Genomic DNA, 14,690 nt, shown 5'->3' with positions numbered 1-14,690 from the left:
CCATGCCCAATACCCTCGCCCACGGGCTCGCCGGCAAGGAGGTGACCTACAGCATCTCCGAACTGGCCCACGAGTTCGATATCACGCCGCGCACCATCCGCTACTACGAGGACGAGGGGCTCATCACCCCGACCCGGGAGGGGCAGACCCGCATCTACAGCCACAAGGACAAGATCAGGCTCAAGCTGACCCTGCGCGGCAAGCGCCTCGGCTTCAGCCTGGCGGAGATCCGCGAGCTGTTCGACATGTATGACACCGACCGCTCCAGCAAGACCCAGCTCAACTCCATGATCCAGCTCATCGAGGCCAAGCGTCACTCCCTGCGCCAGCAGCTGGAGGACATCCAGATGGTGATGGCTGAGCTGGAGGCAGCCGAGCAGCGCTGTGTTAATTCCCTTAACAGCTTGAAAACCAGCGCAGATTAACCGAATCTGGGATCATCTCTGCCTCCTGGGAGACCCCATGAAACGCTGGTGCTGGTTGCTGCTGCTGCTCTGCTGTACGGCATGGGGCCACCCGCTGATCCGGGTCGGTGGCTACCCCTATGCTCCCTTCGTCGTCAAGGACGACAGCGGCCGCTATCGCGGGCTGACTCTGGATCTCATTGCCCTGCTCAACGACATCCAGCAGGATGTGCACTTCGTGTTCGTGCCCACCTCTGCCCCTCACCGCTACAAGGCGCTGGCCCTCGGTCGCTTCTCGCTGATGCTGTTCGAAGATATCCGCTGGGACTGGAATGCCGATCAGGTGCGCATCAGCCGTCCGCTGCTGCTGGGCGGCGAGCGCTACGTCGCCCTCAAGGCACAGGGGCGGGATCAATCCTTCTTTGACAACCTGGCCCAGCGCCAGCTGATCGGGGTCAGTGGCTATCACTACGGCATCGCCGATTTCGACGCCACCGCGAGCACCCTGAAGCAGCGCTTCAATATCACCCTGGTCAAGGACAACATCAGCGCCCTGCAGGGGCTGTTCAAGGGGCGCGGCGAGGTGGCCATCCTCAACCTCTCCTACCTCAACCAGTTCGACAAGGATTACCCAGAACAAGCAAGCCATCTGCTGCGCTCCAACCGGTGGGATCAGCAGTATGAACTGCGCGCCCTGCTCGGCCCGGACGCCGGGATCTCGGTACAGCAGCTGGAGCAATGGCTGGCCCAGTTGAAAGAGAGCGGGAAATTGGCAAGCCTTTGGACAAAGTACGGCGTACAGCATCAAGTGGCACCATGATCATGACCTGAAAGTTTGTTACCCTATGCGCATCAATTGGAGACCCTCATGCCCAAGCCTCTGCGTGCCCGTCTGCTGCGCTACGCCCTCTACCTCTGCGCCGCCCTGCTGCTCTCCCTGCTTATTCTGTTATGGCAAGCCCCCATGCTGACCCAGCGTCACCTGCCAACCTGGCTGGCCAAACACTACGGCCTGCACCTGAGCCTGGGGAAGATCGACGTCGGCCTGCGCCACCCCTCCCTCGCCATCGGCCCCACCACCTTGTTCAATGACCAGCAGCAGCCCCTCGTCGCCTTTGAGCGCCTGCAGCTCACCCCCTTGCTAGGGGAAAGCTGGCGCCAGCGCGCCCTGATCCTCGACGAGGCACGCCTCGTCAAGCCAACCGTCAACCTGGTGCGGCTGGCGGATCAAGGCAAAACCGTTCGCTTCAATCTGACCGAAGCGCTGGCCAGCCTGCTCGTGCAAGATGATGTACCGACCACCAGCAACGAGGCCCCCCTGCTGGTGCAAATCAACCAACTGGCGGCAGAGCAGGGTCACATCTCCTATCAGGACAGCCGCAAGCAGAGCAGCCCCGGCTGGGTGCCCACCCTGACCCTGCGCGGGCTCGACCTGCAACTGCCGACCTTCTCCACCGCCCCTGGCCACGCCAACCCCTTCGTGCTTGCAGCCACCCTCAATCAACAGAGCCCGCTCAAGGCGAGCGGTGAGCTCGACATCATGAGCGGCGCCGGCAAGGGTAAGATCAGCCTCGGCAAGCTGGCGCTCGCCCCCTTCGCCCCGCTCTGGGCGCCTTATCTTGATATCAAGCTGGCCAAGGGCGAGGCCAACGCCGAGCTTGCCTACCAGATAGCCGAGGGGAAGCAGGGGCTGAGCTGGCAACTATCCAAGGGCAAGCTGACCCTCAATGACTGGCAGTTCCAGCGCCGCAAGGGCGGCGAATTTGCCCGCTTCAAGCAGCTGGCGCTGACCGGCATCGCGCTCGACGGCAACAAGCAGGCGCTGCAGATCGACCGGCTGGCGCTCAAGGCCCCGGCCGTCAGCGCGGTGCTCGATGCCAACCAGCAGCTGGATCTGGCGACTCTGCTGCACCCCCAGCCGCCGGTCAACACCAGTAAAGCCGCCAAACCGGCGGCGCCGGGCAAACCCTGGCGCTGGAACCTCAAGCAGACTCGCATCGAACAGGGCCAGCTCAAACTGACCGAATCGAGCAGCGGCAAACCGCTGCTGCGCGAGCTTTCCGCCCTGACGCTGGCGCTGGGTCCGCTGGGCAGCCAGAACGGACAGAGCAGCCCGCTGACCTTGAGCGGGGCGCTCAACAACCAGGCGAAACTGGACTTTGACGGCGACCTCGCCCTCGCCCCCTTCAGCCTCAACGGCGAGATCAGGCAACAGGGCCTGCCGCTCAGCTGGGCCCAGCCCTATCTGCAGGATCTGCTGCGCATCAGCGTGCGCGACGGCCAGCTTGCCAGTCGCACCAAGCTGGCGCTGGCCACCGATGCCAAGGGGGCATTGAGCAAGCTGGAGTTGAGCGGCGGGCTCGATATCGAGCGGCTCAACGTGCTGGATCGGGCCGACAACCAGCGCCTGCTGCAAATTGAGCAGTTGCAGCTGAGCGGCCTGCACTACGACGGCATCAGCCAGCAGGTGAAGATCGACGACATCCTGTTGCGCAAACCCTTCGCCCGCATCGAGATCAACGAAGACAGGGTCACCAACGTGCAGCAACTGCTGCTGCCGCAACCCGCCACGGCCAAGCCCGCCAGCAGCGGCCCGGCTCCCCGCGTCAGCATTGCCCAGGTCCGCACCGAGCAGGGCAACCTGCGCTTTGCCGATCGCAGCCTGAGCCCGGAATTCGTGGTGGACATCGCCGCCCTCAGCGGCCAGAGCCGCCACATCAGCAACATCCCCGGCCAGCGCTCCGAGCTGGCCTTCAACGGCAAGGTGGACCGCTACGCCCCGGTGACCATCCGCGGCGGCACCAACCTACTGATCGAGCAGCCGGTGCTGGACGTGGCCGTCACCTTCAACAATCTGGAGCTCACCACCTTCACCCCCTACTCCAGCACCTACGCCGGCTATGCCATCGACAAGGGCCAGCTCTCCATGAAGCTCAACTACCAGTTGCAGGGCAACCGGCTGGAGGGGGACAACGACATCACCATCAAGAAGCTGCAGCTGGGGGAAAAGGTCAAAAGCGAGCAGGCCAAGGATCTGCCGCTGGGACTGGCGGTCGCCCTGCTGAGCGATGCCAACGGCGTCATCCAGATGAACCTGAAGGTGAAGGGCAACCTGGATCAGCCGGACTTCAGCCTCGGCAACATCTTCTGGGACGTGCTCGGCAACACCCTGCGCAAGGCGGTCACCTCCCCCTTCTCGCTGCTCGCCTCCCTGGCGGGCGGCAGCGAGGATCTCGATGAGCTGCCCTTCCTGCCCGGTGAGCCGGATCTCACCCCCACCCAGCAGGAGAAGCTGGCCAAACTGGCGCAGGCCCTCAAGGACAGGCCCAAGCTCAGCATGAACATTCGCGGCAAGGTCAACTTCAACGAGGAGCGCCCCATCTTGCAGCGCCAGAAGCTCGAGCGAGCGCTTGCCAAGATCACCGGCGGCCCGGTGGACCTCGAGCTGCTGGAGCAGGACCCCGCCATGCAATCGGCCCTTGCGCAAGCTTATGAGGCCCGTTTCAACGAAGATCTCGGGGAGCTAGCCGATCGACTGAAGCTCGATGAAGAGAGCCCGGCCCTGCGCGCCCAGGCGGTTCTCCTGCTGCGGGATCAGCAGCTCATCACCGCCAAGTCCCTGCGCAATCTGGCCATGCGCCGCGCCCAGAACACCAAGGAGTTTCTGGTGGATCGCCAGGGGATCGCACCGGAGCGGCTGTTCGTGCTGGACAGCCAGGTCAAGGAGGCCGACAAGGAGGCCAAGGTGGTACTGACCCTGGACGATTGAGCCGCTGACATCAGCAGGATGAGGGGGACACAACCCTCTTCATCCTGCACGTGGCACGCTCGCCTTCTTCTCGCGCCTGCCGCTACATGCATAGTCTCGCCGCAACCTTGCTTTTCCCCCTTCTTCGACCGGCCACTGACTCTTCGGCTATTCAGCCACCGCACGGACACGCCTGCGCACGATGACAGAGCCACTCATCGGGCCAGAATTTTCTCACCCAGCCCCCTAGCCTTCGGTCGCTTCACACTTCAACTCCCTAAGCGAACCAGTCAGGCGCAACCCCCCCCCCCCCCTGCTCGACCTTGTCGATGCTGCGAGCAGACAGCTTGGCCGTTTGCCTTAATCAAGCAATGAACATCTCTTGTCTGATGGCATATGAGAGTATTTTTTAGCCTCCAATGTACTCGGGCTTGGCAATGGGCATCACGTTGACGGCACTGCTCAGCCCATCGGCCAGATTTGTATGAAACTTTCAGAATCGTGCTACTCAATACAATTTATCAACCTTGTCGGCACCATTCATTCACCTGTCATCTACCTGGATCGCACGAATGGTCAGTCAGGTAAAAAATCCCGTTATTTTTTTACCGTTTCAGCCATTCCCCCCCTTGCCCAGCGCCAAGAGCCTGCCTAAAATCGCGCGTCTTTTATCAACCCCCACCTCTATTTTTGGAGAACGCCACGTGAGCGAAAAATTGGCCAACCCTGCCCCTCTGGGTCTGATGGGTTTCGGTATGACCACCATTCTGCTGAACATCCATAACGCAGGTTTCTTCCCCATCAGCGCCATGATCCTGGCCATGGGCCTGTGCTATGGCGGTCTGGCCCAGATCATCGCCGGTATCATGGAGTACAAGCGCGGCAACACCTTCGGTGTGACTGCCTTCATCTCCTACGGCACCTTCTGGTGGAGCCTGGTGTTCCTGCTGGTGATGCCGACCATGGGCCTGGCCGAAGCCACCCCGCACGCCTACATGGGCTGGTACCTGCTGATGTGGGGCATGTTCACCCTGTTCATGCTGATCGGGACCGTCAACTACCCGCGCGTGAAGCAGTTCGTGTTCGCCTCCCTGACCGTGCTGTTCTTCCTGCTTGCCGCCCGTGACTTCACCGGCAGCACCCTGATCGGCACCATCGCCGGTTTCGAAGGCATCATCTGCGGCGCCAGCGCCATCTACCTGGCCATGGCCACCGTGATCAACGAGCAGTTCGGCCGCACCGTGATGCCGATTGGCGATCACAAGAAAGCCGCCGCCGTTCAGCTCAAAGCCGCTGCCTAAACACCCGGCCGACACAGCTGTCACGAAAAGGCACCCTGCGGGGTGCCTTTTTGTTGGGCGCGATTTGCCTGGTTCACCCGACTAGCCGTGATACTCGGGCTCCCCCGCCAGCAGCCGAGTGGCAGGAAAACGCGCTGCCGGTTGCTGGCCGAAGAAGCGGGTGAACTGCTGGTACACCGCCGGATAGGTGTCGCGCAGGCGCTGCGGATCGGTGAAAAAGCACTCGCTGCACACCGCAAAGAACTCGGCCGGGTGCGAGGCGGCATAAGGATCGATGGCTGTGGGTTCATTACGATCCAGCTGACCCTGCATCGCATCAAATGCCGCCTGTAGCGCATCGGTCCACTGGCGCGGATCCATGCCCGCCGGCAGCGGCGGCGCCCCGTCGGCCTCCCCTCCCAGCATGTCGAGCTTGTGGGTCAGCTCGTGGATCACCAGATTGAAGCCGTCCCAGTCCCCATCCTGCTGCAGCTCGCTCCAGGCCAGCACCAGCGGCCCCTGCGGCCAGGATTCGCCGGCGTTCTCCTCTTCAACTTCACTCACCAGCCCGAACTCGTCCTGCACCTGCTGCCGGCGCACCACCGGCTCAGGGATCAGGATGATCTCGTGAAAACCCCGATACCAGTCGAGCCCCAGATGCAAAATGGGCAGCGCCGCCTGCAACGCCAGCACCGCCTGCTGACGGGGAGTAAGCGACACCCCGAGCTGGGTGAGAGTCTTGCGGGCCAGCAGTTGCTGCGCCAGCCCGATCAGGGTCTGCTCCTCCTCCCGGGAAAAACCCTGCAAAATGGGCACCGCAGCCAGGGCCTGCTGCCACTCCAGCGCGCCAGGCCCATTGTCATCTTGCCGGGACGCACCACCAAACACACTTCGTAAGCGGGACCAGAACACGCAGACTCCTCTTGCTGATCAGACTGTTTTCACAAACCGTTTCGGACGCTCGACATACCCCTGCGCCAGATAGAAGCGATGGGCCCCCTCCCGCTTGAGGCTGCTGGAGAGCTCCAGCTGGCTGCAACCCTGCACTCGCGCCCGCTCCTCTGCCGCCACCAGCAGGGCGGCGCCGACGCCGCGTCCCCTTGCACCCTCATCGACAACCAGCGCCGAGATCAGGCCCCACGCTGGTGCAACGTGCAGCGGGCTCAGCCAGTGCCACACCAGCACGCCCGCTATCGCGTCCCCCAGGCAGGCCACCAGCACCTCGCGGGCCGGATCCGGCGCCAGCCAGCGATCCCTAAGCACATGCGGGCTGACCGGGTAACCCAGCTGGCCGAACAGATCGGCCATGGCGGCCGTATCCTCGGTACACGCCGGGCGGATCATCGCTATTTCTTGCTCCATCTTCATCCTTGGCCTTGATTTTGCTCTCCTTCTCCCACCGCAGAGCGCCGATGAAAGAGGAGATGATACCGGGCCGGCACCGCATTCTGTCCAGTTGCACCGGCCATTTGTTAATGTCAATTCACAAATTAACAAGATAACAACATATTTCACTGGGAAGCCCCAGCACAAATCGATATGTTAAAACCCGCGGACTGGCCAGTGGAAACATCCACCGACCCGTCCCACACCATAACGAGTGACCCCAGGGTCACCACCAATTTGAGGGAGCGGGGCACAGACCCCGCCAACAAGACAGCACAACAAAGGAGTTGTTGTACATGAATGAGATCGTCAATGCCATCAATGGTGTGATTTGGAGCCCGGCGCTCATCTATCTGTGTCTGGGGGTAGGCCTCTACTTCTCCCTGCGCAGCCGCTTCCTGCAACTGCGTCACATCAAGGAGATGATCCGGCTGATGTTTGATGGCAAGAGCACGGATGCGGGGGTCTCCTCCTTCCAGGCGCTGGCCATGACCCTGGCCGGCCGGGTGGGTACCGGCAACATCGCCGGGGTCGCCACCGCCATCACCTTTGGCGGCCCGGGTGCCATGTTCTGGATGTGGATGGTGGCCTTCCTCGGCTCCAGCTCCGCCTTCGTGGAGTCCACTCTGGGTCAGGTCTACAAGGAGAAGATCAACGGCGAATACCGCGGCGGCCCGGCCTTCTACATCGAGAAAGGGCTCGGCATGAAGTGGTACGCCTGGACGTTCGCCATCGCCACCATCTTTGCCTGCGGCGTGCTGCTGCCGGGGGTGCAGGCCAACTCCATCGGTGCCAGCCTGCAAACCGCGTTTGATATCGATCCGAACGTCACCGCCGCCGGTCTGGCGCTGCTGCTCGGCTTCATCATCTTCGGCGGCGTCAAGCGCATCGCCAACTTCGCCAGTACCGTGGTGCCTTTCATGGCGCTCGGTTACATCATCGTCGCCTGCGTCATCATCGCCCTCAACATCCACGCCCTGCCCGGCGTGATCCTGCTGATCTGGAAGAGTGCCTTCGGCTTTGATGCCGGCTTTGGCGCCATTTTGGGTCTGGCCATCATGTGGGGCGTCAAGCGTGGGGTCTACTCCAACGAAGCGGGTCAGGGTACCGGGCCGCACGCCTCCTCTGCCGCCGCAGTAAGCCACCCGGCCAAACAGGGCCTGGTGCAGGCGTTCTCGGTCTATATCGACACCCTGTTCGTCTGCTCCGCCACCGGCTTTATGCTGCTCATCACCGGCCTCTACAACGTGCAGGGACCGGACGGTGCCGCTCTCTACACCGGCATCGCTGGCGTAGCCGCAGGCCCGGGCTACGTGCAGACCGCCATGGAGAGCATGATGCCTGGCTTTGGCAGCATGTTCGTGGCCATCGCGCTGTTCTTCTTCGCGTTCACCACCATCGTCGCCTACTACTACATCGCCGAGACCAACATCGCCTACATCAACCGCAAGGTGAACCGTCCCTGGCTGACCTTCGTGCTGAAATTGACCCTGATGGCCTCCACCGTCTATGGCACCGTCAAGACCGCCGAGCTCGCCTGGGGCATGGGTGACATCGGCGTCGGGCTGATGGCCTGGCTCAACATCATCGCCATCCTGCTGCTGCAAAAGACCGCCTTTGCCTGCCTGCGCGACTATGAAGCGCAGCAAGCCAAGGGGCTGGATCCGGTGTTCCACCCGGAGAAGCTCGGCATCAAGAACGCCGACTACTGGGCCGGTCACCGCTCCGAAGACAACCTGGAGCAGGAGAAATCCGGTCACCCCTTCGAACCGGACCAGGATCGCAAGATCTCCTGATCGCGCACCACTCCCCAACAAAAATGGCAGCCTCGGCTGCCATTTTTATTTCTTCAATCTCAATCAAATTAATTTAAATCAATAAGTTAAGCTCAAATAATGCTGTAATCTGAACCAGTTGGTGGGGTATTCGCACCTTCCAACAGATAGGCGGCGCCCCGGTCCGAGTATGGCGCGAGCTGCGCCGCATCAGCAACGCCAAGAAGCATGCCGAACTGGTTGGCCCGCCCAACCCGTGCTGCAAGACCCGCGCTTTGAGGTTACCCGCTTTGCCGCGGATAGCGGCATCTTTCGCTGCTACCTGAACGCCATGGGCGGTGCACTGGCCACCCGTGCCGAACGCCCCATCAAGCTGGCCCACCTCATCGAGGAGCAGGCCAACAGCCATGGCGAAGACATCAAGCGCCTGATGGGCATCACCTCCGCTCGTCTGGGCATCAAGACCCGCCTGCAAGGGTGGAAAATTGTGCCTGCCGGCACCCATGAAGCCAGGAAAGCCGCCGAGGCTACAGCGAGGGAAGTTGGTGTTAAGACGGGCGACAGCCCGGCACCTTGGGGCTCTGACAATAACCGTACACAGCCAGATCCAGAGGCATTCGCAGATCATGAGGGAACAATGAGGGTTATCGCCCTTCTCCATCGACCGTTTGCGGGCTGGTGCCAGTGTAAGGGTGGAGGGTTTCACCCTCTGGCTGGAGAACGGGCAGGGGCAGTCGAGCCGCTTGACCCCATCAGGCGATGACGACCCCTTTATCGAGCAGGAATGGCTGCGTGCCATGATGGGTATACCAGAGCAAGACGCGCAGCCCGACACCGTTCCCCCCGATGATGAGCATTGGCCGACGCTGGTGATGGATTGCTACGAAACTGTTCAATGCTTGCGGATTTATGGCTTGCCAGCAGTGGATCACAGAGCTGCCCAATCCATATCGGTGTGAGCTCTGGCGCGTGCGGGATAAGTTCGACCGAGCAGAGCGACACGACGCACCAAGCCCATTGTTTGATCACCTGATGAGCGAGGTTGTGTGTGAGTGATCTTTTTCCAAACTGGAAGCCCTGCTGAGCGAACGGCCTGCTGGCATGATTGCATGCGACTCTTTTTCCTCGTGCAGTAGTTATGTGTTATGCAAAATAGAGCGCCGTTCCCCCTCTGAGCTGCGCAAGCAAGGATTAATGTAGCTTTCTCTTAGAGCTCCTTAGATACCTTTCTGTATAATAATGATGCCCTACTCAAGAGCTAACGATATTAAAGTTAACCTAGACACTGGATACTGGCTAGTAATATCATGACTGTCAGTCATGAGCATTGTGTTGAACTTACACTCGGGAATTCTTATTCCTCTTGAACTCAATCTTTGCAAAAATGCCACAAAATATAAATCTCTCAACATTAAAATGGGAAAGCATATGAAACTAAATGAGATAATTAAATTTATTAAGAGTGACCTATATAGATACACAGGAGACATTTCTAAGAAAAATTTCTTAAGGCATTATTTATCAAACAGATCATTTTGTTATTCCTTTTGGTTTAGATTATCTAAACACGACAACATCATAATTAGAAATTTCGCCAAGGTTAAACATTATCGGTTAACTAAAAAATATGGAATTCAAATTCCATTAAGTGTAGACATTGGATATGGTCTATATATCGGACATGGTATGGCACTTGTTCTAAATCCAACAACAAAGATTGGGAATAATTGTAATTTGAGCCAATTCACAACAATTGGCTCAAATCATGGCCAAGCAGCCACCATTGGAGACAATGTATATATAGGTCCAAATGTTTGTATCGTAGAGGATGTAAAAATTGGAAATAATGTTACAATTGGAGCTGGCTCAATTGTAACAAAAGATATTCCAGACAATTCAACAGCAGTTGGTGTGCCCGCAAAGGTGATATCCAACAATAATCCTGGAAGATATGTAAATAGAAGGTGGCTTAAAGTGTCGTCATAAAACAATACTTTTCCTATTATGTTGATGGGGCACTATTGACCCCCAGACCTTTCAGAACCAACTGCTGCCCCTCAGGCGTCAACGATCCAATCAAGCTTAGTACCAGCTGGTTGGTAGTCTTGGCCTAGGGGCTTAGGGTGTGGGCGAATGACAAGGTGGCCACCCAACTGTGGCCACATTTTGCGTCGGTCCACTGACAGTAGAGATCCGAGACATCATCGCTCAGTCGGTTGGTCTTGGTAATGCGGCCCCGCTGGCCACACACTTTGCAATAAATCCACATTGCCCCCTTTCCTATCCAAATCAACAGCCTATCTTGCCACAGCAAACTCTGAGGCCTGCGATACGACCTATTACACCGCCGTCATCTGGCCCAATCACAATCGCTGGTCCTGCGACGGCACCCCGTACAACCGCTCAAAACCGAGGAGGTCGATGACAAGCTCAAGCTGTTCGCCATCCTCAGCCCGAATCGGGATCTCATCTACTACAACCAGAACGGCCAGTATCGGTTCTGTTCCATAGAACCCTTCGAGAACTTCGCCGATACCGGGCGCACCTACCTGCTGGGCCTCGGTGTCACCAATGGGCCCAACCCGCGGATAAGGAAATAAATCAAAACAGTTCGATCAGATGCTGGGGACCCTCAATAGCCTTGGCACCAGATCGATACCATTTCTTGTTTATCCCTGCCTGTCAGAGCGCGTTGCGGCGCGGCCCGAACGGCAGACGCCAGCGGAACAGGCTGTTGAGGGTGGCGCGCCACTGGTTGGGGCGTCCCAGGATCTGCTTTTGCAGCCGGGTCTCTTCCTTCAGCATCACCTCGTCGCTGCGGGCCCAGGCCTGGTTGTAGAGCTGCTTGATCCCCGCCAGCGCGTCCGGCGACTTGGTGATGAGGGTCTTCGCGAACTCCCGCGCCTGGGCCAGCGGATCGTCGCAGACCCGGCTCACCAGCCCGAGAGACTTGGCCTCCGGCGCTGGCAGCTCGCGCCCGCTCATGGCGAGCTCCATGGCGGTATCCACTCCCATCAGGTTGCGCATGGTGACGCTGCCGCTCATGTCGGGGATGATGCCCCACTTGATCTCCATCACCGAGAAGCGGCAATCGGGGGTACTGAAGCGAAAGTCGGCGCCGAGCGCGATCTGCAACCCGCCGCCAAAGCAGACCCCCTGGGTCACGGCGATCACTGGCACCGGCAACTCATGCCAGCCATAGGCCACCCGCTGGGCCAGGTTGGTGGCTTCATCCGCCTCGCGTTTTAAGATCTCGAGCGCCGCCACCGGCTGCTTGAGCATGGATTTCACATCCAGCCCGGCACAAAAGGCCCGCCCCTCCCCGTGCAGGATCACCGCCCGCAGCCCCTTGTGCTGACACAGCTGCTCGAGTACCCCGTCGATGGCGCTGAACATGGCCCTGTCCAGCGCATTGAGCTTGTCGCCCCGCGCCAGCATCACCTCGGCGATGCCGTCCCGGATCTCGCATTTGACCCTTGGTTTTTCCATTTTCCCCTGTCCTCTCCTGAGCTCACACTGGTCATACCACCACGTTATCAGAGTGTTATCGCCAGGTACAGCGAGGAGCCCGGTTTCCCACTGTCACGGCGCGTGCGACTAAAGTCGGCTGGCTGGCCAGGCGCCGCTTTGTCAGACTGGCTTGACGCCACCGGCCAAGGATTGCCATGACCAGCCTGTTCAACTTTGCCCGCCCGCCGTTTGACTGCCTGACCGCAGAGGAGCGTCAACGGCTCGAGCAGCACCTCTCCATCTGCTATTTTCGCGCCGGCCAGCCAGTGCTCAAGGCAGGTGATGCGCCCCCCGGCCTCTATCTTGTCCTCAAGGGGGCGGTGGAGGAGTCGAGCCCCCATCACCAGTTTGGCGACTATGGCGAGGGGGACTTGTTCGACGTGCGCGCCCAGTTCGACGGCCACTGCCGCCACCAGTTCAGTGCGCTGGAAGATCTGCTCTGCCAGCTGCTCCCCAGAGGCACCTTCATCGAGCTGTGCGAGGGCAATCCCGCCTTCGCCCGCTACTTCACCGCCAGCCTGGCACAGCGGCAACAACAGCAGGAGCAGCGCGCCCAGCTGGGACAGAAGAATCTGGCGGAGTTCATCCTGACCCGCATCGAGCCCGGCCATCTGCAGCCGCCGCTCATCGTCGACAGCCGCCTGTCGCTCTTGGCCGCCACCGAGGCCATGGTGGCCAAGGGCACCGACTGCCTGCTCTACCCGGCCACGGATGGCAGCCTGAGTCTGGCGACCCGCAAGACCCTGCTGCACGCCCTGACCCTCAAGGGACTGCCACTGACGACGCCGCTGGCGGTGCTGGATCCGACCCCGCTCATCGGCCTGCCACTGGACAGCTATCTGTTCGACGCCCTGCTGCTGATGACCCGTCATCGCATCAAGCGGCTGGTGGTCTGGCAGGGACAGGAGGTGGCGGGGATCTTGCACCTGACCCAGGTGCTCGGCCTCTTCTCCACCCATTCCCATGTGCTGACCCTGCGCATCGCCCGCGCCGACACCCTGCCGGCGCTGGAAGCGGTGGCCCGCGAGCAGCAACAGCTGACACGTTCCCTGTTCGGCCAGGGGATCCACACCGCCTTTTTGATGAAACTCATCGCCACCATCAACGAGCAGCTGATTGCCAAGGCCTTTGCACTGGTGATCCCGCCCGCGGTGCAGGAGCGGGTCTGCCTGCTGATGCTGGGCTCGGAGGGGCGCGGCGAGCAGATCCTCAAAACCGATCAGGACAATGCCCTGATCCTGCCCGCCGACCTGCACTGGCCGACCCAGCAGGCCGACCTGGCCGCCTTCAGCGAACTGCTGGCCCGGCTCGGTTACCCGCCCTGCCCCGGCCGGGTGATGGTCAACAATCCGGCCTGGGTGAAGCCCCTGGCGCTCTGGCAGCAGGAGATCGAGCGGGCCTGCGTCGAGGCCAGTGAAGCGGATCTGCTCTGGCTCGCCACCCTGGCCGACGCCCACCCCATCGCCGGCGATCGCGCCCTGCTTCCTCCTCTTGCCCGCAAGTTGCGCGAGCAGCTGGCCGAGCGGCGAGATCTACTGGCGGAGATGGTGCGACCGGCGGTGGCGTTTCATGCGCCGCTCACCCTGTTTGGCCGTCTGGAGCGGGCACCGGAGGGGCTGGATCTGAAACGTGGCGGCCTCTTCCCACTGGTACATGGCATTCGCATGCTGGCGCTGGAAGCCGCTATTCTGGAGACCTCTACCCTGGCACGGATCGAAGCGCTGGTGGCGGCTGGGCGGCTCAGTACCGGCTTTGGCGACAATCTGGCGGAGGCGTTCAGGCTGTTCGTCCGCTTGCGGCTGCGCAGCCAGCTCAAGGAGGGGGAGAGCCGGGTACAAGTCAATGACCTCAGCCACGGCGAGCGGGATCTGCTGCGCCAGGCGCTGCATCAGGTGAAGAAGTTCCAGCAGTGGCTCACCTTGCACTTTCGTCTGAGGCAGTAGCCATGTTGAGCCGCCTGCGCCGCCATTGGCATGGTCGCCGCGTTCAAGATCCGGCGTTTACCCCGCTCTATGCCGATCCGCCCGCCGACGAGTGGGTGGCCCTCGACTTCGAGACCACCAGCCTGGACCCGGCCCAAGCCGAAATCGTCGCCATCGGCGCGGTGCGCATCCAGGGCAACCGGGTGCTGACCGGCGAGGCGCTGTCCATCCGGGTGCAAGCGCCAGCCAGCCTGAGCGAACATTCGGTGGTGATCCACGGCCTGCGCCATCAGGATCTGCAACAGGGCATGACGCTGGAGGCCGCGCTGCGCCTGCTTCTGGCCTTTATCGGCCCGCGCGAACTGGTGGGGTACCACATCGCCTACGACCTGCGGATCCTCAATCTTGCCTGCCAGCGATGCTGGGGGCTGACCCTGGCGCAGCGCGGGATAGAGGTGAGCCGGCTCTACCACGATCACCTCTATCGCCGCTATCCCGATGCCGCCATCGATCTGCATCTGGCCGCCATCAGCAGCCACCTGGGCCTGCCGGCCCTGCCCGCCCACGACCCCCTGAGTGACGCCATCACTGCCGCCCTCATCTTCTTGCGCCTCACCCGGGGCGGGTCACTGGCTTATCCCAAAGTCTAATTGTCCACAAATAAC

12 protein-coding genes and 2 pseudogenes are annotated in these 14,690 nt (G+C 60.7%); 10 read left to right on the top strand and 4 right to left on the bottom strand.

What is annotated here, in order from left to right:
• The first annotated feature begins 2 nt into the window (after window positions 1-2).
• From OKB87_RS00215 to OKB87_RS00200, 4 genes are all read left to right on the top strand, one after another.
• Window positions 3-425, top strand: a complete 423-nt coding sequence (locus OKB87_RS00215) for a MerR family transcriptional regulator (RefSeq protein ID WP_017408247.1) — start codon at window positions 3-5, stop codon at window positions 423-425.
• A gap of 37 nt (window positions 426-462) precedes the next feature.
• Window positions 463-1,224 (top strand): substrate-binding periplasmic protein, encoded by a 762-nt coding sequence (locus OKB87_RS00210; RefSeq protein WP_270826085.1) that lies wholly within the window; start codon window positions 463-465, stop codon window positions 1,222-1,224.
• Between the two features lie 48 nt (window positions 1,225-1,272).
• Entirely contained in the window at window positions 1,273-4,173 is a 2,901-nt protein-coding gene (locus tag OKB87_RS00205) for a DUF748 domain-containing protein (protein WP_270826084.1), read from the top strand.
• A gap of 683 nt (window positions 4,174-4,856) precedes the next feature.
• Window positions 4,857-5,453, top strand: a complete 597-nt coding sequence (locus OKB87_RS00200; RefSeq protein ID WP_011705937.1) for an acetate uptake transporter — start codon at window positions 4,857-4,859, stop codon at window positions 5,451-5,453.
• An 81-nt stretch (window positions 5,454-5,534) separates the two neighbouring features.
• Here OKB87_RS00200 and OKB87_RS00195 read toward each other — a convergent pair whose 3' ends face one another.
• Both OKB87_RS00195 and OKB87_RS00190 read right to left on the bottom strand, forming a co-directional pair.
• Window positions 5,535-6,344, bottom strand: a complete 810-nt coding sequence (locus OKB87_RS00195) for a zinc-dependent peptidase (RefSeq protein ID WP_270826083.1) — start codon at window positions 6,342-6,344, stop codon at window positions 5,535-5,537.
• Window positions 6,345-6,362: 18 nt separating this feature from the next.
• Window positions 6,363-6,800 carry a GNAT family N-acetyltransferase gene (locus tag OKB87_RS00190; protein WP_270826082.1) on the bottom strand — a complete coding sequence of 146 codons (438 nt, stop codon included), beginning with the start codon at window positions 6,798-6,800 and terminating at the stop codon, window positions 6,363-6,365.
• Window positions 6,801-7,114: 314 nt separating this feature from the next.
• On the opposite strand from OKB87_RS00190, the gene OKB87_RS00185 reads away from it, so the two are divergent.
• From OKB87_RS00185 to OKB87_RS00175, 3 genes and pseudogenes are all read left to right on the top strand, one after another.
• Window positions 7,115-8,614, top strand: a complete 1,500-nt coding sequence (locus OKB87_RS00185) for an alanine/glycine:cation symporter family protein (protein ID WP_011705934.1) — start codon at window positions 7,115-7,117, stop codon at window positions 8,612-8,614.
• A 116-nt stretch (window positions 8,615-8,730) separates the two neighbouring features.
• A pseudogene (locus tag OKB87_RS00180) lies at window positions 8,731-9,649 on the top strand (replication endonuclease); the annotation flags it as partial.
• A 264-nt stretch (window positions 9,650-9,913) separates the two neighbouring features.
• Window positions 9,914-10,579 carry a serine acetyltransferase gene (locus tag OKB87_RS00175; RefSeq protein ID WP_270826081.1) on the top strand — a complete coding sequence of 222 codons (666 nt, stop codon included), beginning with the start codon at window positions 9,914-9,916 and terminating at the stop codon, window positions 10,577-10,579.
• 16 nt (window positions 10,580-10,595) lie between these two features.
• Here OKB87_RS00175 and OKB87_RS00170 read toward each other — a convergent pair.
• Window positions 10,596-10,862, bottom strand: a pseudogene (locus tag OKB87_RS00170) (ogr/Delta-like zinc finger family protein).
• 55 nt (window positions 10,863-10,917) lie between these two features.
• On the opposite strand from OKB87_RS00170, the gene OKB87_RS00165 reads away from it, so the two are divergent.
• The gene (locus tag OKB87_RS00165) at window positions 10,918-11,193 is read left to right on the top strand and encodes a GPO family capsid scaffolding protein (RefSeq protein WP_333563314.1); all 276 of its coding nucleotides are present in this window, start codon (window positions 10,918-10,920) and stop codon (window positions 11,191-11,193) included.
• Window positions 11,194-11,275: 82 nt separating this feature from the next.
• Here the strand turns inward: OKB87_RS00165 and OKB87_RS00160 are convergent, their stop codons facing one another.
• Entirely contained in the window at window positions 11,276-12,082 is an 807-nt protein-coding gene (locus OKB87_RS00160; protein WP_270826080.1) for a crotonase/enoyl-CoA hydratase family protein, read from the bottom strand.
• A 176-nt stretch (window positions 12,083-12,258) separates the two neighbouring features.
• On the opposite strand from OKB87_RS00160, the gene OKB87_RS00155 reads away from it, so the two are divergent.
• Both OKB87_RS00155 and OKB87_RS00150 read left to right on the top strand, forming a co-directional pair.
• Complete coding sequence (locus OKB87_RS00155; protein WP_270826079.1) at window positions 12,259-14,046, top strand: putative nucleotidyltransferase substrate binding domain-containing protein; 1,788 nt, start codon at window positions 12,259-12,261, stop codon at window positions 14,044-14,046.
• A gap of 2 nt (window positions 14,047-14,048) precedes the next feature.
• Window positions 14,049-14,675, top strand: a complete 627-nt coding sequence (locus tag OKB87_RS00150) for a 3'-5' exonuclease (protein WP_270826078.1) — start codon at window positions 14,049-14,051, stop codon at window positions 14,673-14,675.
• Window positions 14,676-14,690: the final 15 nt, after the last annotated feature.

This window comes from Aeromonas sp. Y318-1, assembly GCF_027706125.1.
In the GTDB taxonomy this organism is placed as follows: domain Bacteria; phylum Pseudomonadota; class Gammaproteobacteria; order Enterobacterales; family Aeromonadaceae; genus Aeromonas; species Aeromonas hydrophila.
Note: the sequence above shows the minus strand (reverse complement) of the source record. Positions and strands in the feature narration are given on the sequence as shown.